Source organism: Fibrobacter sp. UWH9, from assembly GCF_900129715.1.
In the GTDB taxonomy this organism is placed as follows: domain Bacteria; phylum Fibrobacterota; class Fibrobacteria; order Fibrobacterales; family Fibrobacteraceae; genus Fibrobacter.
This window is the reverse complement of sequence record NZ_FQWP01000002.1, coordinates 260,842-282,742: the sequence shown is the minus strand read 5'-3', so window position 1 is coordinate 282,742 and position 21,901 is coordinate 260,842. Positions and strand designations below refer to the sequence as shown.

The following is a 21,901-nucleotide window of genomic DNA, read 5'->3' as shown; positions in this document are numbered from 1 at the left end:
TCTTTATAATGAGGTGTTGTAGCTGAGTACGGAATTTAAATCTGCCTGACGGGAACCCTGTAACTCGAAGCGGAGCCTCTGAATTAATTTGCGGTGCATTTCCTTGGCGGCGTTGTTAATCAGGTCGCTTCGCATGCGGCCGTATACGGTGGCCTTGATCTGTTCCTGTTCCGAAAATTCAACGTGCTTGACCAGAGTGCCATTGCAGAAAATGCGGGCGCGGAGGGTAAAGCTTAAGGTTTCATCTACAGGGAGGATTGGCCAAAAGGGGATAATCACGGCTCCCAAAGTCCATGAACTCGGGGCCGATTCCTGCTTGACTGATGCGATGATTTCGGCGTTGCCTCGGCACGAATTTCTTGGATAATCCTCTGGCGTTGCCGCTGCCGTGTAAGCACGTAGCAAATCTTGGCTTAATTCCAGGCTGTCTCCGCCATAAACGAAGGGAATATTTCCAAAGAAACTGAACTTTTCCTGAGTTAAGGGAATGTTCTCTAGATTTCCTTGTTGCAGATTTACGGAACAGCCCGATAAAAAGGCCAACAGTATCGTAGCGATCAAAACGCTGATTTTTCTTTTGCTTCTCGTGTAAAACATCATTTGTAAAGATACAAAAGTATGGGAGTTCCTATTGTTTTATTAAATTGCGGATATGGATTTACCAGTAGTCTTTATATCTGATGCCCATCTGGGTGTGAACACTCCGTTCTGTGTTGCTAATCGCGAAGAGAAACTTGTGCAGTTTTTAAATCAGCTACGCGGTAAAATTTCTCACTTGGTCATTGCGGGCGACCTGTTTGAATTCTGGTTTGAGTATAGAGATTACGTTTGCCGAAACCATTTTGAACTGTATTTTTCTCTTCGGGAATTGGTGAAATCCGGTGTGGAAGTTCATCTTCTTCAGGGAAATCATGATTTTGCCTATGAGGATTTCTTCCCCAAAACGCTGGGCGTTCAAGTCCATAAGCAGGTTATTCTTGAGGTTCAGGGGAAAAGGGTCCTCTGTTGCCATGGCGATGGCGTTGCCAAGTCTGATAAGGGTTATCGCGTCATGCGAAAAATCCTTGATTTTCCGCTAAACCGCAAACTTTTTAAGTTGATCCATCCGGATTGGGGGATGAGTCTCGCTCGATTTGTTGGCAGCAGTAGCCGCAAGGCTGGCGAAACAAGAGTCATCAATATGGACGAGTATCTGGAATGGGCCGGCGGCGCTATGAAAAAGAACTGCTGTGACTACTGCGTTCTGGGGCATCACCATATAGCGGGAGTATGGCCTGTTAAGAATGGTGTTGTCGCTTCTGCCGGGGACTGGATGAAAAAACTCACCTACGTCCAGATGGAAGCAGGTGAGTTAGTTTTAAAGGATTTTTTGTAGGGGCTTAGTTCCCGTTGAAGGCGTCTGCGCGACTCTCTGTGGAATGCATCATCTTCTTGCTAGAGTTTGAACCCCAAATCTTGGCGACGAGATCCATGCTAGCAAAGCTATCCCAGTAAGCGTCTACCCAGCACCAATGGTGAACTTCGCCCTTGGCGTCGGTGATAGTCCAATTCTTGAGCGCTGAAAAAGTCATCACAATCGGATCGGGCTTGCTGGAAAATCCATAACTGTTGGTTTCTTCGGGAAGCTCTATAGTTATGGTCCAGGCGTTTCCGTCGGTCCTCTTGAAAATGAAAACATTCAGTGCGATAATAACCGCGAGGGCTATAAGTGCGCCTCTAAAGTTCTTTTTCGTGAGAAAAAAGATACAAAGAAGCGCGAGGAGCACGCAAATGGCTCCAAAATTATAGTGTACGGTATAAAATGCCTTAAGAACATCTATCATGACGATCCCCTCGCTTAAGGCTTACTTCTTGTTAGCCTTTGCTGCCGCTCTCTGTTCTGCGACCAGGGAGGCAACGCTGAAGGACAGGACCTTGCCTTCGATCTTGCATTCGGTGCGGTAGCTCTGTCTCGGGAGAGCGATTCCATGAGAAGAAAGAGTTCCCATGAAGGAGGCGTTTGCGTGGCTAGCGATAGTACGAACGTTGATGAATCCCTTGTCCTTGCTGAAAGTCAGGGAGAACACCTTCTTGGTCTTGTCGTATTCTGCAACCATGGTCTTGTTTACGGCCGTGTTGACTGCATTCTTGGAGTTGCGGTCGAAAATGATGGTTCCACGGGAGTCGATGGAGAGCATGGTCTTGTTTGCAACAGAGTTACGGCATGCGATAAGCTTCCATTCGCCCTTCTTCTTGGAGGAGGCGTTCTTGCTGGTGAAGATATACTTGTTGCCTTCCTTTTCCAGGATGTAGGGGCCAGTTACGATCTTTTCGCCGATGGCGTTAAGGGCACCCTTGAAATACAGGAACTTGGACTTGGAACCGTTGACACCCAGAATGAAGCGGAAAGAAGTAGCCTTTGCTTCCTTAACGGGAGTGATAGCCACGCGCTTGCCTACCGGGTCAACTTCGATATCTGCATAGGGGCCAACATCGATTGTTTCGCCACGGGGACCAGTTGTCTGCTTGGCCATTTTGTCGAGTTTCATGGTTCGAATAGCTTCTGCCGGGAAGCGGATGAAGCCACGAATGTCCATTTTAACAATAATTCCGTCCATTATTACACCTCTTTTATTTGTTGTTTTGCTTGTAAATTAACAATTTTTAAACCTTAAATGCAATGATTATAAGAAAAAAAACAATAATGCCTGTTGTGAAGGCTACATTATGTAAGGTAAATCACATAGATAACTGGGGAAAAATGCCTTTTTTTACCTTGTTTGGGCAGTAAGATGTTGTAAGGCTTGGTTTAATTTATTACTTAAGGGACTGCCTTGAGCCTTGATTTTTTTGAAATTGGGGTGTTCTTTTTCGAAAATCAAGTTGCTTTCTTGCCTATTTTGTCTATCTTGAATGAGAATAACCTGTTCTGGAATAGCTATTTCGTTCAAGTCGGGCATGTCGACTTTTGTCCGTATCAAAAATTTGGGATAAAGAAGTCTGTATTTTTCGTTGATCTTGTCGGCAATGCTGCTGATGGGGTCAATTAAAAATAAACTGCTTTTTTTTGTGTATTTAAGTTGTTCTGCGGCTAAAATAGCTCCGATTCCCCTTCCGGCGACTATTTCAGGCGCCCTGCCGGTAATTTGGCTTGCGCAAGCGGTGATTTGCCTGGCGTCATCTAGAAAATTCTCTGAGGAGGGGGTTCCCTTGTTGTTTCCGCTGCCTCTATAATTGAATGTGACTAGCGTGCTTTGTGCATTTTCTCCCGCTTCGGCGAGAAATTGGGCCCCATCTTCATCTGTGTCGGGGAAATAGAGCAGAATGGACTTGTTATCCGAGCCGAGCTGCCAACCGCTTAAAATGTTGCCGTCTTCCAGCGTGCAGGAAATCTGTTTTGCCTTGCCCTGAATCGCTGCGTTGGCTTCTTTGTGGGTAATTGCCCGCGGAAATGCGATTTGGCGTTCTGTAAGTGCAAGGTAGAATACCATGCTGCAGTAAATGAGGGCGAGAGCACCTAAAAGTCGTAATATTCTAAGGAAAAAGCCCTTTATAGATGATGGTTTGAACGAATTCATGTATACAAAGATAGAAAAATAAGGATGAAATAATAAAAGTAACTTATAAAGTTCTGTATACGGACGTGGACTGTTCCCGTATGGAATCTTACAAGGAAAATTATAAAGAAAAAAGGACTTCCGCTTGGAGTGAAGCGGAAGTCCGAGGGATGGGATTGGGTGTTCCCTAAATATAGGCTAATTTTTTTAAGGTGGGTATAGGAAAAATGCATGGTGTTCACGAAAGTGTTCTCTAGGTGTTCTCTAGGCTGATACTAGTAGTAAAGCGGCTTTTTTTACATCGTCAAGGGGGTGCTTTTTACAAAGAAGGTGTTCCCAAAAATGTCCGAAAAAATTATATTTCCTGCTGATGAACGTTTATGCATATTACAATTACAGGAAGTACCTGCAGGACTATTATGACTACCGGAAGTCTGTCCAGCGGTATTTTTCCTATAGGTCTTTTGCCAAGAAGGCGGGGTATTCGTCTTCTGGATTCTATCTAGACCTGATTCGTGGCCGTAAGTCTCTTACGCCCCAGATGCTGCCGAAGTTTATTGCGGCGCTGGGACTGAACGAGAAGGAAGGCCGCTATTTTACCTTGATGGTTGATTTTACTCATGCTACTACTCCGGCATCCAAGCAGGCTATCTTCGAGCAGATGTCTGCTCTGTTGCCCAGTGCCATCAAGTCTTTGACCAAGAACCAGCAGGAATACTACAGCAAGTGGTATTATGTGGCTGTTCGCGAAGCCCTTTCCGTGCTGAATATTGGCGAGAAGAATATTCAGGAACTGGCGCTGTTCCTGAACCCGAAGATCACGCTCCCGCAGGCAAAACAGGCTATTCAGCTCCTGTTGAACCTGCAGTTGATCGAATTGGATATTACCGGTTGCTATCGTTCTGTGAACAAGGCCATCTTCAGTGGGTCCGAAATCGCTCCGCTGTTCGTTCATCAGTTCCAGAAACAGATGATTGATTTGGGTAAAGATGCCCTGGATCACTACAGCACCGAACGTAGAAATGTATCTTGCATGACAATGAGCGTGTCTGCCGAAGGTCTGGAACGTATTATCAGCAAGATTGACTTGTTCCGCAAGGAAGTTGTCGACATTGTCCGTTCCGACGAAGGCGAGACTATGATTGCCCAGATGAATATTCAGTTCTTTCCGCTGAGTAAGGAAAAGGTTGCCTTGCCTCCGGAACCTGATGAGGAGGATGCATGAGGACTCGCTTTTTGAATTGTTTGATGCTGGTGGCGTTTTGCGTCGCCGGGCTCGCTTTCGTGAGTGCCTGTTCCAGTGACTCCAGTACTGCAGGAACTGTGACCGATACGGGCAATACCATTGCTACAACTGAAGCTGAAGTGGCCGGCGTGGTCCATCGTGCCGATGGCTCTGTTGCCGTGAACGCTACTGTCAGGATGGCCAGGTTGGCAAGCTCTGAGGCAGATTCTTATGAAATCCCCGAGTCTAGGGATACTGTGACGGACTCTGCAGGTCGGTTCGCCTTTGCCGTTGCAATGGCTGACACCTTCCAGTTGGCTGTTTTTGATTCCTTGACATCTGAAATTTTCTACCTGCCGTATACGACTTCGAAGTCTGACGATTACGATTCCATCAGGCTAGAAAAGGCCGCCTTGTTTAACGGCGTTCTCCTTTATGAAGAAGCCGATTCTGCAGTGAAGGTTGGCTCCCACTTTATTGTTAGCCTGACAGGAACGCCCTTCTTCCAGAGCGTATTTGCAGGCGATTCGTTCAGCTTGATGATTCCCGCTGGTACTGGCTGGATGTCGTTCTTCCCCTGGGACCCGGAGATTGTTGCCAAGCTGCAGGATTCCGGTGTCGCGGACAGCCTGATTTATCGCCGCTGGGAACTGAAGGACTCTGTTGCTGCCGGAGATACCGTTACACAGGGACCGTTCATCTGGAGCATTAAGTCTGACGTGGATTCCCTGATCAAGGAAGAGGAAGAAGTCGCTAAGGTCGTATCCCGTATTAGCGGTACCGTTATTTGCAAGAGCGGTAAGCCTTGTGACAGTGTGGAAGTCATGCTGATTACGGATCTGTACGGCTTTGACTTTGTCGAAGGTGATTCTGTTGAATTTGTTGTAAATGCGAAGACGGATAGCCTTGGCCGCTGGTGGTTGCCCGTTCCGGAATCCGTTCCCGAAGATTCCTTCAGAGTTGAATATCGATTGATGATGGATGGCTTCCCGGTCCAGGTTGGCGTGTCCCGCTATGTGATGGCTGGTGAAGTCAAGAATCTGAAGGACACGCTGGATGTCGGTGTAGACACGTTGAGCAAGCCGTCGGGACTGTCTTATGGTGTTGCCCTGGTTGTTGACCGCGAAGATACGACCCAGTCTAGTGACTGCATGCTGAATAGCGTTGTTGTGGGTATTAAGGGTACATCCCATTTTGTTCGCGACGTCACTTGCTACGATGAGGCGTCTCTAGTGGATCTGCCTATGGGCGTACAGGATGTGATTCTCTATTCCGGCGACCCCAAGGTCGTGGCAAAATTGCGTGAGATGGAGGTCCCCATGATGTACTATGTGACCCAGAATGCGGTGTCTTTGCCCGAGGGAAGTGTCCAACAGGTACAGTGGATGACCTATAGTCCAATCAATCTCAGCATTTTTTCTGAAAAAAATGAATAAAACCCCTTGCCAAGGTTAATTTTATTAGTTAACTTTGGCTCACCAACGATGAGTTATGGTGTAACGGTAGCACAACAGATTCTGACTCTGTTTGTCTAGGTTCGAATCCTGGTAACTCAACGAAAAAAAGAGAGATTCCCTTTGGGAGTCTCTTTTTTTTATTTCCCAAAAGTTTGCGTTGTCCTTTTGAGGCTTCGTCTATATTTAAAGGGTGTAGGTAAAGCCTACGCCCCACAGTACATTTTGGGCGTCGTGATCCTTGAACTGGTAAAACGGCACGCTGATTTGTGTATATAGACCGTACATGTGGACCCACATTTCCATGGAAATGTCCAGTTCTTCCTTGTAGTTGAACGGGTACACGTACTTTTTCTTGTTGGCGTTGTTTATGGCCTGGTGCATCTTGTTGGGGGCTTCGGCGTATTCGTAGCCTGCGCCAATGCCAACATCGAATTTGAAGGGGAGTTCGCTAAAACAAGTCCAGAGGAGGCTTCCCCTGATGCTGGCCCAAAAATCATTTTCGCCGTAATGCATGCCCATGCCCTGCACTCTAAAGGCAAGGCTTCTGAAGTCAAGGCCTGCGACCAGTACCAATGGAGCCTGGTTCCGTGTGCCGATCCCAACTTCGATTTTTATATCGGAGGGCTGTTTGGGTGCTTCGGCAGCGCCTGAATGAACCGCCCCCAAAAGGGTTAATCCGAAAGGTATTATCATTTTGGGGAGGTGATTCATACTGACAATTATAGTAAACCTCGTGATTATTTGCACAAATGAGGGCGTTGATATAAAAAAATGGGGTTTATAATAAAAATAAAAGTTCTATCTTTTCGTTAACTTAACCGCCGCGGCGTATGCCAGGCTCAAAAAAAAGGAAAACATATGAAGTTGAAGAATTTCTTTATGTCTTGCGTTGCAGCATGTGCTTTGGCTGCTCCTGCTATGGCAGAAGGTGGCATGTTCGAAGGCGCTCTGCCCGAAAACTGGACTGCTGATGTTGTTGCCGGTGTCAAGTATAACTATTACAACTTCCACAACTGGCAGCAGGATGGTACTTCCAACTACACTTGGTTGGTGACCTTTGATGCAGACGTGCAGGGTAAGTGGAAGGTTGCCAACTGGCGTAACCTGGTGGATATCGATCTCGGACAGACTTGGACCGATGGCCAGGGCCGTCGTAAGTCCTCTGACCGTCTTTTCTGGGAATCCATGCTTGACTTCAACATGACCGAAGTGCTGAAGCCCTACGTCGGAAACCGTTTTGAAACTCAGATGATTGCCGGCTACACCTATAGCGAAGATGAAGATGGTAACGAAGTCAAGAAGGCTGTCTCCAGCTTTATGGACCCTGCTTACGAAACTCAGGTTGCCGGTCTTGCCTATATTCCTAACGATATGTTTAGCCAGCGTCTCGGTTTTGCAAACCGCATGACCATTTCTAACGGCTACGGCTACGCTGATGAACACGGTGCCGAAAAGATTGCTCGTGGCGAACGCGACCATCTTAAGACCGTGAAGGATGAACCGGGTCTGGAATCCGTTACTGAATTCAAGTACGGCTTTTCTGATGTGGTTAGCTTCAAGAGCCGTCTGTGGGCATTCACCAACTTTGAAGGTGTCAACGCAATTGACGGTCGTTGGGAAAACTTGCTGACTGTTCTGATTGCCCCGCTGATCGAACTGCAGGTTGGCTTCGATATGGCTTACGACCTGGATCAGGATGAAGATGCTCAGGTTAAGAACATGGTGCTCTTCGGTCTGACCTGGCGCTGGTTCTAATATTTAGAGAATCCGATAGATATAAGAAGAAGGCTCGCTTCGGCGAGCCTTCTTCTTATATAGTGCAAATTTTTTACGGTTCGTAATTTAATAATTCCTGAATCCAGGCGTCCTTAGCCTTGCGGATCTTTTCTAGGGAGGCGTCATCTGCGGCGCTGTTGTCTCTCAGTTCGGCTAATTCAGTGTACTGCCTTGCCAGGAGTTCCGCCTTAGGGTAGTGGGGGATGAGGCTTGATAGGCGTTCCTGGATTGCCTTGTCGGAATAGAGCCGGTTGATTCCTTCTAGCCAAAGGCAGATGTGTGCTTCCTTGTTGCCGTTCTGCCGTTCTTGGTCGGCTTCGCTGAATTCCGGGGGCGTTATCTGGTCTAGCCAGTCCGCTTCTTGCTCGAACAGTTGGTTGTCTTCTTCCAGGGCGTTTGCCTTATTTCGTAATTCCAGCTGCTTTTTTAGGAAGGGACGGTAAGACTCCACATCTTGGTCTAGACCGTTTTTTTTCAGAAAATTCCCAAGATTACGCAGATTTGATTCTGACGGATTGTTCAGGAGGCATTCCTTTAGCACGGCTAGCTGATCTTTAGAAGGCAACTTTTTGAAATTTTCGTTATGTGCGTTTGCTGCCTTGACGCGAAGCCAAAAAATTCTCAATAGAATTAGTGCGGTTATGATGGGTAAAATCATGGTAAATGACATAATGGGTGCTATTTTAGAAAAATGAAGGGGGAAAATGCCTTTTTTGAAACGAAAGTTCCTGCTGTGGGCGAAAAAAGGTGTGTTTTTATGGCTTTGAACGTTCCTTATTGCTTTTTTACAGATATTTTTCAATTTTCATTTTTAATATATAGTCTAAAATGGTGTATATTTAGCGTTGAATATTCATAACCTGTGCACAGGTGGAGATTGGACTATATGAAATTGGATCGTTTTAAACGGATATCTCTTACCGCGATGATGTTTGGACTCGCTGGGGTGGTTTCGTCCTTTGCGGTTGTTGAAGATAACCAGAGAGAACTGGATATTGTTGTCCGCGACTTTGACGTGGGTCATCCCGACTTTGAAAACTTCCAGGAAGAAGCTTATTACAGCATCTTTTCTGGCAAGGATGATGCTAAGCCGAGTTCCTGGTTGGCTACATACAGCACGGATCCGACGTGGACTGGTCGTCGATCTAACTATGGTAAATATGGTTGCGGTAATACCCAGACTCCTGATTACGGTCTCCCCGTAGGTACCGAAGGCTATCCCAAGGCTAACGCCGATGGTTCCGTGATGACCAAGTCCGGTGCCGTTTCTACGGTTCCCGACTATATTACCGCTATTTCTAGAGTTACAAACCAGGGTTATGCCTGGTACGGTGAATTCAAGGATTGCTCTTACGATGCTAAGCTGAATCCCCTTAGCCTAAAGACTATGCGTGGTCTTGTGTCTGAATTGTGCTCCGACGCTTCTTCGACTTGGGCCGCCAATATGGCCGACAGCAAAAAGGAGTGTACCGCAGGTAAGGTCTGTAAGGGGCACTCCTGGTCACAGATTGTGTACGTGACTCCGGGCCTTGTTGAACGAAACCTGCAGTTCGTTCAGGATCCCAACGATCCTAACGGCGGTCTGGACATGTATTCTCCCATAATTTCCGCTAAGCGTGAAGGGTGTGATAACCAGTATTTCAGCCAGTGGTATGCGGATGTAGATAATGTCAACCTGCGTACCAATACCACCTTGATCCTGGATCAGGATCCTAGTGATCCGAAGTACTTTGAAATCGATAAGAACTGGAACAATGGTGGTTACTTCCCGCTGGATTCCATTTCTGATGATGGCGAATTTACCTGGCTGGGACCCAAACCCCAGTATCCGAATCAGTACGGCGCTCAGTCTCTTTCCATTTTCTGCCCGCCTTATGAATATCGATATGCAAAGGACCAGACCGACTTTAAGGGTTCGAATACTGCAGAACTTTGCAATGCCTGGAAGCGTAATGGTGGTCCCAAGGTTGGTGCTGCCGCATATCAGGCTGCTGCCACTTCTGAAATTGGCTTGCGTCACCTGCGCAACTATGGCTTTACCATGATGGGTTACGCCGCATTTAAGTACAAGAAGGGTGCTGGTGAAGTGTTCGAATTCACTGGTGACGATGACATGTGGATTTACGTGGACGGCGTTCTGGTGGTTGACCTGGGTGGTACTCACTTGGCTGCAGCTGGTAAGGCTGACATGGACTACCTTTCTGGTCAGAAGTTTGGTGTCGCCGGTTTAGGTGGCTTTGCTCATGGTTGCTGGCCGGGCGATCCTCTGGAACAGGCTGACTCCTGCTCTATCAAGCTTGATGCTGATGGTACCTGGAAGGATGGCTCCTGGCATCATATCCACTTCTTCTATGCTGACCGTCAGACCGATGGTTCTAACCTCCGTATCCGCAGTTCTCTTTCTGAACTCGCTCCGTCTCGCTATGGTCAGCCCTCTGTAAGTAAGTCTGTGGTGACTACCGACAGTACTGGTAAGCAGACTGTCAGCGTGACCCTGAATACTACTCTGGATGAATCCTCCTTGATTAACATCAGAAACGCTGCCGCAACAGGCACCGCTCCGGTCTTGCTGGTGATGAGAACGGTCTATGATTCTACCGGTGCTTCTTCTACTAAGGTTTATGGCTACTACATTACCTCTATTTCTGATGGTATTAACCTTGGTCCTTCTGGTATTCAGTACGATATGGAAGGTATCTTGGTCGATGCTGATGGTAATGTTATGACTTCTGGCATTTCCGGTAACGACAAGATTGCATTCAATTTCCGCGATCCTGAAAACGAAATTGCCAACGACGAAGAACTGAAGGCTGCTTATGTGTCTACCGTGGGTCTTGATGCTTGGAATCAGATGATTTCCTGGACCAAGAAGATGGACGCCGCTGGTTTCGATATCAAGTCTTCTTCTGGAAAGAAGGTGATTGGTTTCCCGGATACTCCTAGCGATTGGTCTGTTACTCAGTTCGTGGGTAACCCCAACGTCGAAACCTTCGTTCTTGACAAGAATATTGACCGTCCTGAATTTGATAAGCAGGCTGCTGTATTGACCGAAGTTGCCAAGAACAACAGTGGTGAATTGCCTGCTGACTTTACCGCTGACTTGATCATTACCTCTATCCCCACTTCTGCTGGTAATGGTAACCCGCTGGTGCTGTCCAACGAAGATAAGAGCTCCTTCTCTAAGGCTGGTGCTAATGGTACTGTTGGTGCCGGTTCTGTGGCTTACGTCGGTGGTAAGGCAAGCGCATCTTCTATGTGCTTCAGCGATGAATCTGGTGTTGAAAGCTGCACAAGTATTTCTTATCCGGTTTCTGGTCCGTTCCGCCTTAACGTTCGCGTGTTCGACCATATGGGCCATTTTGTTAGCCAGTACCAGAAGCGTATGAGTGCTGACGAAATTCATAAGGCTCTGGGTGGCGAAACTGCTAAGCTTGGCGCCTGCGGCGAGGAATATCCGCTGTACGGTTCTACTGGCTTGGGCTGGATGACCATCAAGATGTATCCTGTTTCTCAGAGCGGCCGTATGATTGCAACTGGCCCGTACATCTACCAGGTTACCTTCATTCAGGAAGACTACAAGTACTGCGTGAAGGGCGGCGATGCTGACGAAGCTGGTCAGATCAAGACCAACACTTACAAGCGTACCTCTGATACTTATCGTTTCGGTTACCGCCGTCATAAGAATAAGTAATAGCGGTTAGCAAAGTTTAAAAAGCCTCGGCTCAATGCCGAGGCTTTTTGCATAGAGAAAACTACCGGCGTAGCCGGTAGTTCCGTAAAAGCCTTCTGGCAGACATGCAAAAATGTTGGAATTAAACTATAGAACCAATGAGGGCGAATGGTTCGGCGACCGTTATTTTGACTTGTAGGCGGGTGCCAGCTTTTATTGGTTGAAGACCTTCGCTCAGAGCAACTGGGCGGTAGGCGTCGTTGCGGGCGATGATGGTGCCTTGGCGATAGCCTGCTTTTTCTACGGTCACACGCTCTGTCTGACCAATCCAGCGGGCGTTATTTTCTGTAGCGATGGCCTGGAATGCGGCGGCCAGTTCTGCAGATCGACTGTGTTTAACGGTGTCGGGCACGATTGGCTCTAGACGGCTTGCTACCGTACCTGGGCGGCTGACGAAGCGGGTTATGTTGCAGACTGTAGGGTGTGTTTCCTGGAGGATGTTTAAGGTGTCCTTGAAGTCCTGGTCCGATTCGCCGGGAAAGCCGACAATAAGGTCTGTGCTGAGGGTGAACAAGCTGAATCGCTTGTTGAACTCGTTTGCCAGCTCCAGGTAATCCTTGGCGGTATGTTTGCGGTTCATCAACTGCAGAACGTGCTCGGATCCGCTCTGGACGGGAAGGTGGATGAATTTGTAGACACGGTCGTCCTGGAAGCATTCCATGAGCGGTTCCAGGTAGCTTTTGATGTGCCGCGGGTTGCCCATGCCTAGGCGGATGCGGTAATCGCCTGGAACTTTGACGAGTATCTGCTGAACCAGTTCAGCCAGGTTTTGGGCGGGAAATTCTGCGCGGGAGTTCCCTGCAAAATCAAATCCGTAGCAACCGCAATCCTGGCCTGTAAGCTGTATTTCGATGCAACCGTCAGAAACGAGTCGCTGTACCTGCTCTACGATAGATTCTGCAGAAAAGCTACGCAGTCGCCCTTTGACTAGGCGGGTGGAACAGTAGGCACATGCGTCTAGGCAGCCTTCTTCGATGTTGACGATACCTACGAGAGGGGATTCGCGAAGAACGGTTCCCGGCTTGAGGATAAGTGTTTCTTGGGATGTTCTTTCTTTGCTTAATTCGTTGAGGCTTGTAAATCTGACGTCCTCAAAAAGTTTGCGAACCTCTTCCTGCAGATCCCTAGGGGCGCAGCCTGTTACAAAGAAAGTTGCCTGGGGTGCAATGGCTTTTGCCTCGCGCAGTAATTTTAGTGCCGTTGAATTCCCCTTGACCGTGCATACGTTCAGGATAAATGCGGCTGGTTCTAGGCCTTCTTTGGGGAGGCCAAAGGTGACGTTAAATTCGTTGTCAAAAAGTCGAGCGATTTTTTCGCCCTCTCCAAAATTTGCAGCACATCCCTGGCTAATGACGGAAAGGGTTGGTTTATCGGTCGAATTTTTCAAGGGTGATTCCCGGGTAGTAGTGGGTGAGGATTTCCTGGTAGGATTGTCCTGCCTGGGCACGGGCGCGGACTCCCATCTGACACATGCCGACTCCGTGGCCGAAGCCGGTACCTGTGAGGATCCATTCCTTGCCGCTTTGCTTGATGGTAAAGAATGATGAAGGGAGGATGGAGTTGTTCTTTTTAAAGAGCCAGCGGGTTCTGTCGGTAAGAACTTCGATGTCGCCCTTGTCGGTTTTTACAACCAAGGTCTGAATACGACCGCTTTTTAGTTTGTTCTTGACCGTGATTTCCTTGACTTTCTTGAAATCTTTGGTTGCGACGGAGGATAGCTTGGCTTTTGATTCGGTTAAATTGCGCTTGATTAGGTCGGCGATTTCTTTGTCTGCAAAACGGCGTTCCCATTTCATGTAGCTGGATTCGTTGCAGAAGGGGGTGCCATCGTTACGACGGTCTGGCTTGCTCTGGAGGTAGGGGAGGTTTGGACGATTCCAGGTGGCTAGGGTTTCTGTGGTTCCGCCGCAGGTGGAATGGTAATAGGCGATTATGAATTCTCCGTTGTACATCATGGTAACGCCTGCGGTGGCCTTGACGGCGGCGTCTGTAAGGGGGGTGGCGCCTTCTAGTCCTTTATAGACTTGGTCCTTGGTGTCGGCATAGACGTCAAACCCTTGGGCTTCGCGGCTATTGTAATGCTTGTAGGCGTATGTGCGGGCTGCGACAGCTTGGGCCTTCAGGGCTTCGATGCGACCGCTGTCAAGTTTGCCGATTTCGTAGGGAATGACGCCGCGTAGGTAATCTTCTACGTCTACGGAGTTGATAGCATCTACCTTGCCGTTGCTTGCCCTGAAAAGGACTGTACCCGGATAGCATGCCCGCTGAAGACTTTTGGTATCTGCTGCAAAGGCGATGCAGGATCCGTCTTCGTTGCCGAATTCACGGGATTCCATTTCCATGGACTGGCCCTTGCTGGAAAGTTTTATGCTTTTCCCGTTGGCGATAATTTTGATAATGTCGTCGGCGTATTTTAGGTAGGCTTCCTTGGCTCCAATAAGCACCCCGACTCGGAGAGGGCGGTCTAAATCCTGGGGAACCTTGCGCTCTTCGAATTTTACCGCGGTCTCCTGAAGGGGATCTGTTCCTTCGGTGGAAATTGCGGAAATTGGGACGAATGGGGAACTTGTTGCTACGCTGGCGGAACTGCTGACGGCATTGGCTGAACTGGCCACCATGTTGGCTGAGCTGGCGATAGAATTTGCTGCGGAACTACCTGCCGAGTTGGCAGCGAGGCTTGAACTAGAAAATTGGGCTTCCGCAGTGTTGGAGGCTTCGATGGGAACAAAGCGTATGACTTCGGTTTCTTCTACATCTCCTGGCAGATCGAAACCGTCGGATACAGAAACAGCCTGCGGTTCCGCATAAACGGAACTTAGCAGGCTGGCTGCAAACCAGAGGGATGTCAACAGTCTGGCCAACAAACCCTCTGTTATTTAATGCTTGCCCTTGAGCTTTGCCTGGGTGTCCTTGGCCATCTTCTTCAGCTTGGACTGGGTCATGGTGCGGTCTGCTGTAGAAATCTTGTCTACGAACAGGTCGCCACTCAGGTGATCCACTTCGTGCTGGATGCAGCGTCCGAAAAGGCCGTCGCAGTTATGGATTTCCTGGGCTTCTCCATTGATGTCGAAGAAGCGGACACACACCTTGTTGGGGCGAACCACATTGCAGAAGATGTCGGGAACGGAGAGGCAACCTTCGTCATAGTCCACCATTTCTGCGTCAGGTTCGGCTTCCCATTCCGGGTTGAACATGATGTAGGGGTTGGGTTCCTCTTCGTCGGGAATGGACGTGTCGATAACCACCAGTCGGATGTTCAGACCGACCTGCGGTGCGGCAAGACCACAGCCGGGAGCCTTGTACATGGTTTCCAGCATGTCTTTTGCCAACTGGCGCAGCTCCGGAGTGATTTCGGTGATGGGGGTGCACTTCTTGCGAAGCACCGGATCGCCATAAGTTCTAATAGGGAGCAATGCCATAGATTACTTCTTTTCTTCGGTCTTTTCGACAGGCTTGGCTTCGGCGTTCAGAACGCGCATGATTGCGGCCTTTTCGAAGTCGATAAGGGTGGTGGAACCGGTACGTACGGTAACAGTGGTAGAGGTTTCGTCGATGTTGGTGACGACGCCGATGATACCTGCAGTGGTCATAACCTTGTCACCCTTCTTCAGAGCCTTGCGCATGGCTTCCATCTGCTTCATTTCCTTATTCTTGGGGCGGATGAAGAACAGCCACATTACGACGAAGAGAAGAATCAGGGGGAGGAAACCGGCGAGACCACCCTGCTGCTGTTCTGCAGCGGCGTCTTGTGCGAATGCGGCAACGGAAGCGAGGGTAACGAGAAGAGCAGAAATTTTCATTTTTGAAACCTTTCCTTGATGGTTGAATTATTCATTAAAAAGATAGTAAACTAAGAAACTAGATGTTTGTCTAGCATGGGGAAAATGCGGTTGAGTTCCAGTAAATCCAGAACCTTTTCGAAGTCCCCTCTAAAGGACTGGATGCTTTCCAGGGGGGCGTCGGAATTCGGGGAGGCTACCTGTGCAGAGGGAATGAGAAGACCGCGTTGAATCAAGGGCTGTATGGTCCGCAAGGTCAAGGTCAGATGAAGTGACTTCTTGGCGATAGACATCAGTGTTTCGGTCTGTACGGTGAATGTTCCGTTTTTCAGCGGGTCTCTGCTTTCCTGGACCGTCTTGGTAACTGCGGTAAGAACCATCTGTTCGGTCATGGATAGGATGCTAGGCGAAACCTTCTTATGGATGGCTCGGTAGCAGATGGTCTTATACAGCAGAGAAATGACGCGAGGGCTCTCAATACGAATTTCGTCGCCTAAGACCTTGAGGACATCTATGCTCTGCAGAGTCTGCAGTAGTCCCATTGTTTCGTCGTCATCGATATTGAAAAGCTGGTGGACTTCTTCGCAGATTTCCTGCACCGGTGTGACAGTACCTCGGGAACTTAGTAGATAAAGTAATGCGGGGAGAGCTTTTACCTTATTGCTCTTTATAAGGTTGTTCTTGGCGATGTGGGTTCTGCTGGCCAGGAAGGTGATGATGGACATAAGCCAGCTGGGTTCCTTGGCCAGGGCGTCCTGCAGTCCCGCAGGGTTGATGACCTGCAGTTCACACTGTGTTTTTGCCTTGAGGGTTTCCTTGGCTGCGGCTCCTTCCAACAGGCTGAATTCGCCAATGATAGAACCCGGTCCGTATAGCCGGATCTTGGGCTTTTTAGAAGACGATCCTTCCAATTCGCCGCTCTTGACAATGAAGAGGGTGTTGTTCTTGTCGCCTTCGGTGCATAGATATTCGCCAGCGTTCAGAATCATTATAGAACTCCTCGAACATTGGTTTCGTATCGCAGGGCCTTCAGGTAGTATTTAATCGTCCCTAAATTGATGCTATACTGTTGATTGCCTGCAGGCTTGAACCAGCCTAACTTCTGCAGACGGATCCATTCCGAAACGTCGGCGTTGGTGTCGTGCTTTCTGATGAACGCAAGCCAGCCGGGGCTGTCCATAAGGGTGTCTTCGGACATGGCCGAAAGAAGAACCAGCATCTTTTTCTGGTACAGAGTCAGTTTATAGGGCTCAAATGGCTGACCTGCGTCACTTACTTCCTGGAAGTCTACGAATATCCTCAAAAGTTCGGCGTCTATAATCTTGCAGACGACGACTCCCTCTTTTTTGGAAATTTCAATGAGGTGGCGACGGAAGAGGCTCTTAAAGTCTAGCTGGACCGTGGTAAAGTCTAATTTTGTAATCCAGCAAAATTCCTGAATCAGTTCTGCAACGTTGTATAAAATAGGACCGTTGGAACTTTTTGATTTTTTCTTGCTTAGGAATAGGGCGAGACTCTTTATTGAGTTTTCGACGCGGGGCTGCTGGGCGGCCTGCTTAAGGCGTCGAGTCTTGCTTGACAGACTTTTGATTACGGCAAGGAGCCATAGGGGAAGGCGTTTTAGTTCTGATTCCATACACTCTTCGTTCACTAGAGTGATGTCGGACTTTTTGGTGGCGGCGATTTCGTATTTGAACGGTTCACGCTCCAAAAGGGCGGCCACGCCAACGAGGTCACCTGGATGCATTGTAAATACGATGTCTTCTGGGCTGTCCTTCTCTCTTGCGATAAGTTCCCCGTCATTGAGGATGACGATGCTCCTTTCGGGTTCCTTTTTAGGGTTTACGTCAGAAGAGCCTGCGGCAACGCTAACTTGATTGGGTCCGTTGGGAGTATATACAACAAATCCCGCCTCCACGTTTAAACGGGTGGGCGGGATGATTTGCTGTCGGGAATCTCCTGATTTCTTGGAATTCATGGAGAAAACCGCCTATACGCGCCTTAAATACGCCTTGCGATTACTGGCGTTCGTCGATACGAGCAGCCTTACCGCGGAGGTCGCGCATGTAGTAAATGCGAGCCTGGCGAACCTTACCCGGGCGATCCAGAAGGATGGAAGCGATACGGGGAGAGTTGACCGGGAAGATACGTTCAACGGCAACACCGTTGGACATCTTGCGGACGGTAATGGTCTTGGAGATACCAGAGTTCTTGACCTGGATGATGACGCCCTTGAACGGCTGGATACGTTCCTTGGTGCCTTCAATAACCTTGACGTTCACGGTGACGGTGTCGCCAGAGCGGAATGCCGGGAGGTCGGTCTTCACGTTTTCATTCTGGATTGCTTCGATATTCAGGGACATAATGTACCTCGTTAATTATTTGATGCCAAATTTAGTATCTCTTTCGAGATTTTTAAAGATGTCTGGGCGCCTTTCTTCCGTTCTTTTTAACGATTCTTGACGCCTCCAAGCCGCTATGTTCTTGTGATGGCCCGAGAGAAGCACATCTGGAACTCTTTTCCCTTCAAAAACTTCTGGACGCGTGTAAACCGGCCAGCCGAGGACTCCCTGGGCGAAAGAATCGGTGTCTCCGGATTCTCTGTTACCCAGTGCGCCGTCGATCAGGCGGACAACTGCGTCTGTTACCAGCATGGCGGGCAATTCACCACCACTGACAACGAAGTCGCCTATGGAAATTTCAAGATCCACTTCGGACTGGCGGATGCGGTCGTCGATTCCCTTGTAGTGTCCGCAGATCAGGACCAGGTGCTTTTCTTTCGAAAGTTCCTGGGCCATCTTGTGGTTAAAGGGAACGCCGTCTGCAGTCAAGTAAATGACCTTGCCGCCGTCTTCCTTGACGCCTGTACTGCGGATTGCGTTTGCCAGGGGTTCCGGTCGGATGACCATGCCCGGTTCGCCACCGTAGGGGACGTCGTCTACCTGACCATAATCGTTGATTGCGAAGTCTCGCAGGTAGACTGTATTGAATTCCATAAGCCCCTTATTCTGAGCCCTGCCCATGATAGAAGTTTTCATGGGGGTGAACATTTCCGGAAAAATGGTGATGCAGTCAATTTTCATAACTGGACTATTTTTCCCCCGGACACATGCTCTTGAGGTAGTCTGCGTCGCAGGTAATGCTCTCGTCCTCTTCGTCGACTTCTACAACACAGTCGTCGACCCAGGGGGCTAGAATGGGTTGAGCGGAAAACTCTTTCTGGTACTCCAGATCAAACTTGATCTGAAAGGCATAGACGGTGGGGAGTTCTTGAACCTCAATGACCTCGCCAACTTCTCTGCCATCTTCCAGTTTGACACGGAATCCTTCCAGGTCGTCAATGTAATATTCGCCCTCGGGGGCGGGAATGCGCTCGGATTCAGGAATCATCAAGTCGCCATTGACAAAGTGGGTAATGGATTCGGGGGTGTCGTACCCCTTGAATTTCAGCAACCACAAGTTGTTTGCCAGCTTGGAATCTTCCACCGTCAGTTTAACCAGTTCGCTATTGGTCTTTTTTAGCATCACATCCTTGAGCTTCTCGTGACGGGTAAGGTCGTGAGTCAGAGGCATCGCCTTGATATAGCCCTTTACGCCATGTGTGCGCATGAGCTGGCAGACGGTGATGAACTCTTCTTGTGCTTCGGATTCAGACATTAAAGACGTGGGTGGGAATCTGACTACAGTAAACTAAAAAGCGGATACTGTTTATGGAAGGTGATTGCAAAGGGGCTGGAACCTTTCGATTCCGTTTAAAAAAGCCTCGCGCAGGTTCACTGCACGAGACCCTTTCAAAATGCTTGAATTAAGCTTCTGCAGGTGCTTCTGCGGGTGCTTCAGCAGCGGCAGCGGCTTCAGCTTCGGCAGCAGCCTTGGCAGCCTTTTCAGCTTCGATCTTGGCGAGAGCCTTAGGACCGAGCTTTGCCTTCTTTTCCTTAACAGCCTTGGGAGCAGCAACCTTACCTTCGATGGAACGGCCAGCCTTCATTTCGTGGAAGAGTTCCATGATACCAGCCTGCTTCATCAGGTTACGAACAGTGTCAGAGGGCTGAGCACCAGTGGAGAGCCACTTGAGAGCCTTTTCCTGATCGAACTTGATTTCGGGGGTCTTGGTGTTGGGGTTGTAGAAACCGACCTGTTCGATAAAGCTATCGTCGCGTGCCTTACGGCTGTCGATAACGACTACGCGGTAGATCGGGTTGTGACGCTTACCAAAGCGAGAAAGACGGATAGCGGTTGCCATTTTAACCTCTTTAAATATTGTCTCGGGGATGAACCTGCCGAAACGGGGTTGTTCAATTGTTTTGGCCAAATATAGTAACATTGCTTTTGTGTGTAAAGGACGGCAACGAAAAAAAATCCGTTCTTTGCATACAAAGTATTTATTGGATGGAGATGATTTTGAGGCGTTTAAGCTGGTAATTGGCGAAATTCGCTCAAAAATTGGGTTTTTGTGTGGGAAAAACGCCTTGCTGTCGGACTAGCCGCAGGAATTCTTTTCAGACGTTTTTCTGTGCGTTTTCAGCATGTTTTTTATGGTTTGACCTTGCTTTTCTGACGAAAACCATTGTTCCAGGCTGGAATTTTCCATTGCGTAATATTACCCGGTGTAATATTCCAACGGTTAGTACTCGTTGATTTTTTATCAACAAGACATGGATTTGTCTGTGTGAAAATTCTCACACCAGTGGGTAAATTATAAGTGTAAGCGGGTGGTGCCGCGGTAAACTTTAAAACGAGGTTTTGGATATGGAAAAGAAAACTGTAAAGATGTATGCTCCTATTGTTGAAACCATTTGGGGAGCATTGGTCGTAGTGGGCTTCTGCTCCTACATCTTCCTTGTTTAATTAGACTCGCCTTTAGCCAAGTTTGGTGGTTGAGAAGAAAGGAAGTCGCCCTAGGCGACTTCCTTTTCACATAGTCAGACTTTAAAAGAAAAAGATTAGTGTTTTTTGGTCCTTCGGACCCAAAAACGTCGGCTCGGAAATGAAAATGAGTTACCTCATTTTCGCTTCTCTCACCTTAGTGCTTTTTTTTCTTCTTGTTCTTATCCTTGGGGGGAGTGTAGTTGGAGCCGATCTGGGCGCCGCCGTTCTGTCTCTTGGCGAATTCGCCAACCTTCTTGAACATTTCCTTCATGGTCTCGTACTGCTTGAGCACGGCGTTCACGCGACCGATTTCGGTGCCGGAACCCTTTGCCACGCGGTCCTTGCGGCTGCCGTTGAGGATGCTGGGGTTCTTGCGTTCCTTGGGGGTCATGGAACTGAGGACGGCTTCTACGTAGACAAGTTCCTTTTCGTCAATCTGGTCGATGGGCAGCTTGTTCAGGCCGGGGATCATGCCCAGGATGTCCTTGAGGCGGCCCAGCTTCTTGATGGTGCGGAGCTGGTTCAAGAAGTCATTCAGGTCGAAGGTGTTGTTCAGGATCTTCTTCTTGAGGTCCTTGGCGTCCTTTTCGTCGATGACCTGCTGTGCCTTTTCCACGAGAGAGACCACGTCGCCCATGCCGAGGATACGGCTTGCCATACGGTCCGGATGGAACAGTTCGATTTCGGGGAGCTTTTCGCCGACACCGATAAAGCAGATAGGTACGCCGGTCATCTTCTTGATGGACAGGGCTGCACCGCCGCGGGTGTCGCCATCCATCTTGGAAAGGCAGACGCCGGTGAACTTCAGTCGCTGCCAGAAGGTTTCGGCGACATTTACGGCTTCCTGACCGATCATGGCGTCGGCAACGAAGAGCACTTCGTCGGGGTGGACGGCTTCCTGGGCCTGTTCCAGTTCCTGCATCAGTTCTTCGTCGATCTGCAGACGGCCTGCGGTATCGTAGATTACCAGGTCAAAGCCGTTGTCCTTGGCGTACTGGTAACCATGCTTGATAATTTCTACGGGATTGCCCTGGCCTTCGTCGTAAACGGGAATGCCGATGGACTTGCCCAGCACCTGCAGCTGCTTGATAGCGGCGGGGCGGTATACGTCGGCTGCCACCAGGAGAGGCTTACGCTTCTTCTTGGTTCGCATCCACAGGGCGATCTTTCCTGCGAAGGTGGTCTTACCGGAACCCTGAAGGCCCACCATCATGATGCCCACGGGAGCGGGGGCGGAAAGGTTGATTTCCTTAGTTTCGCCACCCATGACGGCAACAAGTTCGTCGTGGATTATTTTCACAATCTGCTGACCCGGGGTCACGGAGGTAAGCACTTCGCTGCCGAGGGCCTTTTCCTTGACGGCCTTCACGAAGTCGCGGGTTACGTTAAAGTTTACGTCGGCTTCCAGGAAGGCGCGGCGGACTTCGCGAAGGGATTCCGCAACGTTTTCTTCGGTAAGCTTGCCCTGGCCACGCAGGTTCTTGAGGGTATTTTCTAGAGAATCAGTCAACTGTGAAAACATAGTGGGG

General features: G+C 48.9%; 22 protein-coding genes and 1 tRNA gene. 6 read left to right on the top strand and 17 right to left on the bottom strand.

Features of this window, described 5'->3' with window-relative positions; translation table 11 throughout:
- Nucleotides 1-3 precede the first annotated feature (3 nt).
- Nucleotides 4-561 (bottom strand): hypothetical protein, encoded by a 558-nt coding sequence (locus BUB94_RS03025; protein ID WP_249269320.1) that lies wholly within the window; start codon nucleotides 559-561, stop codon nucleotides 4-6.
- 91 nt (nucleotides 562-652) lie between these two features.
- On the opposite strand from BUB94_RS03025, the gene BUB94_RS03020 reads away from it, so the two are divergent.
- The gene (locus tag BUB94_RS03020) at nucleotides 653-1,375 is read left to right on the top strand and encodes a UDP-2,3-diacylglucosamine diphosphatase (protein ID WP_073156088.1); all 723 of its coding nucleotides are present in this window, start codon (nucleotides 653-655) and stop codon (nucleotides 1,373-1,375) included.
- 4 nt (nucleotides 1,376-1,379) lie between these two features.
- On the opposite strand, the gene BUB94_RS03015 is transcribed toward BUB94_RS03020, so the two are convergent.
- The 3 genes from BUB94_RS03015 to BUB94_RS03005 form a co-directional block, all read right to left on the bottom strand.
- Nucleotides 1,380-1,823, bottom strand: a complete 444-nt coding sequence (locus BUB94_RS03015; RefSeq protein WP_073156090.1) for a hypothetical protein — start codon at nucleotides 1,821-1,823, stop codon at nucleotides 1,380-1,382.
- 21 nt (nucleotides 1,824-1,844) lie between these two features.
- Nucleotides 1,845-2,597, bottom strand: coding sequence for a hypothetical protein (locus tag BUB94_RS03010; RefSeq protein WP_073156093.1), 753 nt, complete (start codon nucleotides 2,595-2,597; stop codon nucleotides 1,845-1,847).
- 153 nt (nucleotides 2,598-2,750) lie between these two features.
- A complete protein-coding gene (locus BUB94_RS03005) occupies nucleotides 2,751-3,557 on the bottom strand; it encodes an alpha/beta hydrolase family protein (RefSeq protein ID WP_101478800.1) in 807 nt (268 codons plus the stop codon).
- 349 nt (nucleotides 3,558-3,906) lie between these two features.
- Between BUB94_RS03005 and BUB94_RS03000 the strand changes: the two genes are divergently transcribed.
- The 3 genes from BUB94_RS03000 to BUB94_RS02990 all read left to right on the top strand — a co-directional run bounded on the left by BUB94_RS03000 (nucleotide 3,907) and on the right by BUB94_RS02990 (nucleotide 6,317).
- Nucleotides 3,907-4,761, top strand: coding sequence for a TIGR02147 family protein (locus tag BUB94_RS03000; protein ID WP_073156099.1), 855 nt, complete (start codon nucleotides 3,907-3,909; stop codon nucleotides 4,759-4,761).
- Nucleotides 4,758-6,197, top strand: coding sequence for a hypothetical protein (locus tag BUB94_RS02995; protein ID WP_073234080.1), 1,440 nt, complete (start codon nucleotides 4,758-4,760; stop codon nucleotides 6,195-6,197). Before BUB94_RS03000 ends, BUB94_RS02995 begins: the two co-directional genes overlap by 4 nt.
- Nucleotides 6,198-6,246: 49 nt before the next feature.
- Nucleotides 6,247-6,317 (top strand) — tRNA-Gln (locus tag BUB94_RS02990).
- An 84-nt stretch (nucleotides 6,318-6,401) separates the two neighbouring features.
- On the opposite strand, the gene BUB94_RS16340 is transcribed toward BUB94_RS02990, so the two are convergent.
- A complete protein-coding gene (locus BUB94_RS16340) occupies nucleotides 6,402-6,911 on the bottom strand; it encodes a hypothetical protein (protein WP_073156743.1) in 510 nt (169 codons plus the stop codon).
- 165 nt (nucleotides 6,912-7,076) lie between these two features.
- Here BUB94_RS16340 and BUB94_RS02980 point away from each other — a divergent pair, with 165 nt between their 5' ends.
- Complete coding sequence (locus BUB94_RS02980; RefSeq protein WP_073156104.1) at nucleotides 7,077-7,973, top strand: DUF3078 domain-containing protein; 897 nt, start codon at nucleotides 7,077-7,079, stop codon at nucleotides 7,971-7,973.
- Nucleotides 7,974-8,046: 73 nt separating this feature from the next.
- Here BUB94_RS02980 and BUB94_RS02975 read toward each other — a convergent pair whose 3' ends face one another.
- Nucleotides 8,047-8,559, bottom strand: a complete 513-nt coding sequence (locus tag BUB94_RS02975) for a hypothetical protein (RefSeq protein ID WP_139259075.1) — start codon at nucleotides 8,557-8,559, stop codon at nucleotides 8,047-8,049.
- A 321-nt stretch (nucleotides 8,560-8,880) separates the two neighbouring features.
- On the opposite strand from BUB94_RS02975, the gene BUB94_RS02970 reads away from it, so the two are divergent.
- On the top strand, nucleotides 8,881-11,685 hold the full coding sequence (locus BUB94_RS02970) for a fibro-slime domain-containing protein (protein WP_083538062.1): 2,805 nt from the start codon (nucleotides 8,881-8,883) through the stop codon (nucleotides 11,683-11,685).
- A gap of 121 nt (nucleotides 11,686-11,806) precedes the next feature.
- On the opposite strand, the gene BUB94_RS02965 is transcribed toward BUB94_RS02970, so the two are convergent.
- The 11 genes from BUB94_RS02965 to ffh form a co-directional block, all read right to left on the bottom strand.
- Nucleotides 11,807-13,111, bottom strand: coding sequence for a MiaB/RimO family radical SAM methylthiotransferase (locus BUB94_RS02965; protein ID WP_073234071.1), 1,305 nt, complete (start codon nucleotides 13,109-13,111; stop codon nucleotides 11,807-11,809).
- Nucleotides 13,092-14,585, bottom strand: a complete 1,494-nt coding sequence (locus BUB94_RS02960) for a SpoIID/LytB domain-containing protein (RefSeq protein ID WP_254793651.1) — start codon at nucleotides 14,583-14,585, stop codon at nucleotides 13,092-13,094. Before BUB94_RS02960 ends, BUB94_RS02965 begins: the two co-directional genes overlap by 20 nt.
- A 15-nt stretch (nucleotides 14,586-14,600) precedes the next feature.
- Nucleotides 14,601-15,143, bottom strand: coding sequence for a peptide deformylase (gene def, locus BUB94_RS02955; protein ID WP_073156114.1), 543 nt, complete (start codon nucleotides 15,141-15,143; stop codon nucleotides 14,601-14,603).
- A gap of 3 nt (nucleotides 15,144-15,146) precedes the next feature.
- Nucleotides 15,147-15,524 carry a preprotein translocase subunit YajC gene (gene yajC, locus BUB94_RS02950; protein WP_073156117.1) on the bottom strand — a complete coding sequence of 126 codons (378 nt, stop codon included), beginning with the start codon at nucleotides 15,522-15,524 and terminating at the stop codon, nucleotides 15,147-15,149.
- Nucleotides 15,525-15,574: 50 nt separating this feature from the next.
- Complete coding sequence (locus BUB94_RS02945) at nucleotides 15,575-16,492, bottom strand: cyclic nucleotide-binding domain-containing protein (protein WP_073234068.1); 918 nt, start codon at nucleotides 16,490-16,492, stop codon at nucleotides 15,575-15,577.
- Nucleotides 16,492-17,481: a cyclic nucleotide-binding domain-containing protein gene (locus BUB94_RS02940; protein WP_073156122.1), complete on the bottom strand. Its 990-nt coding sequence runs from the start codon at nucleotides 17,479-17,481 to the stop codon at nucleotides 16,492-16,494. The genes BUB94_RS02945 and BUB94_RS02940 overlap by 1 nt, the downstream gene beginning before the upstream one ends.
- Nucleotides 17,482-17,521: 40 nt before the next feature.
- Nucleotides 17,522-17,866 (bottom strand): 50S ribosomal protein L19, encoded by a 345-nt coding sequence (gene rplS, locus BUB94_RS02935; RefSeq protein ID WP_073156125.1) that lies wholly within the window; start codon nucleotides 17,864-17,866, stop codon nucleotides 17,522-17,524.
- Nucleotides 17,867-17,881: 15 nt separating this feature from the next.
- A complete protein-coding gene (gene trmD, locus BUB94_RS02930) occupies nucleotides 17,882-18,586 on the bottom strand; it encodes a tRNA (guanosine(37)-N1)-methyltransferase TrmD (protein WP_073156127.1) in 705 nt (234 codons plus the stop codon).
- 7 nt (nucleotides 18,587-18,593) lie between these two features.
- Nucleotides 18,594-19,160, bottom strand: coding sequence for a ribosome maturation factor RimM (gene rimM / locus BUB94_RS02925; RefSeq protein WP_073156130.1), 567 nt, complete (start codon nucleotides 19,158-19,160; stop codon nucleotides 18,594-18,596).
- Nucleotides 19,161-19,308: 148 nt separating this feature from the next.
- The gene (gene rpsP / locus BUB94_RS17365; protein ID WP_073156133.1) at nucleotides 19,309-19,746 is read right to left on the bottom strand and encodes a 30S ribosomal protein S16; all 438 of its coding nucleotides are present in this window, start codon (nucleotides 19,744-19,746) and stop codon (nucleotides 19,309-19,311) included.
- 780 nt (nucleotides 19,747-20,526) lie between these two features.
- A complete protein-coding gene (gene ffh, locus BUB94_RS02915; RefSeq protein WP_073156136.1) occupies nucleotides 20,527-21,894 on the bottom strand; it encodes a signal recognition particle protein in 1,368 nt (455 codons plus the stop codon).
- Nucleotides 21,895-21,901 lie beyond the last annotated feature (7 nt).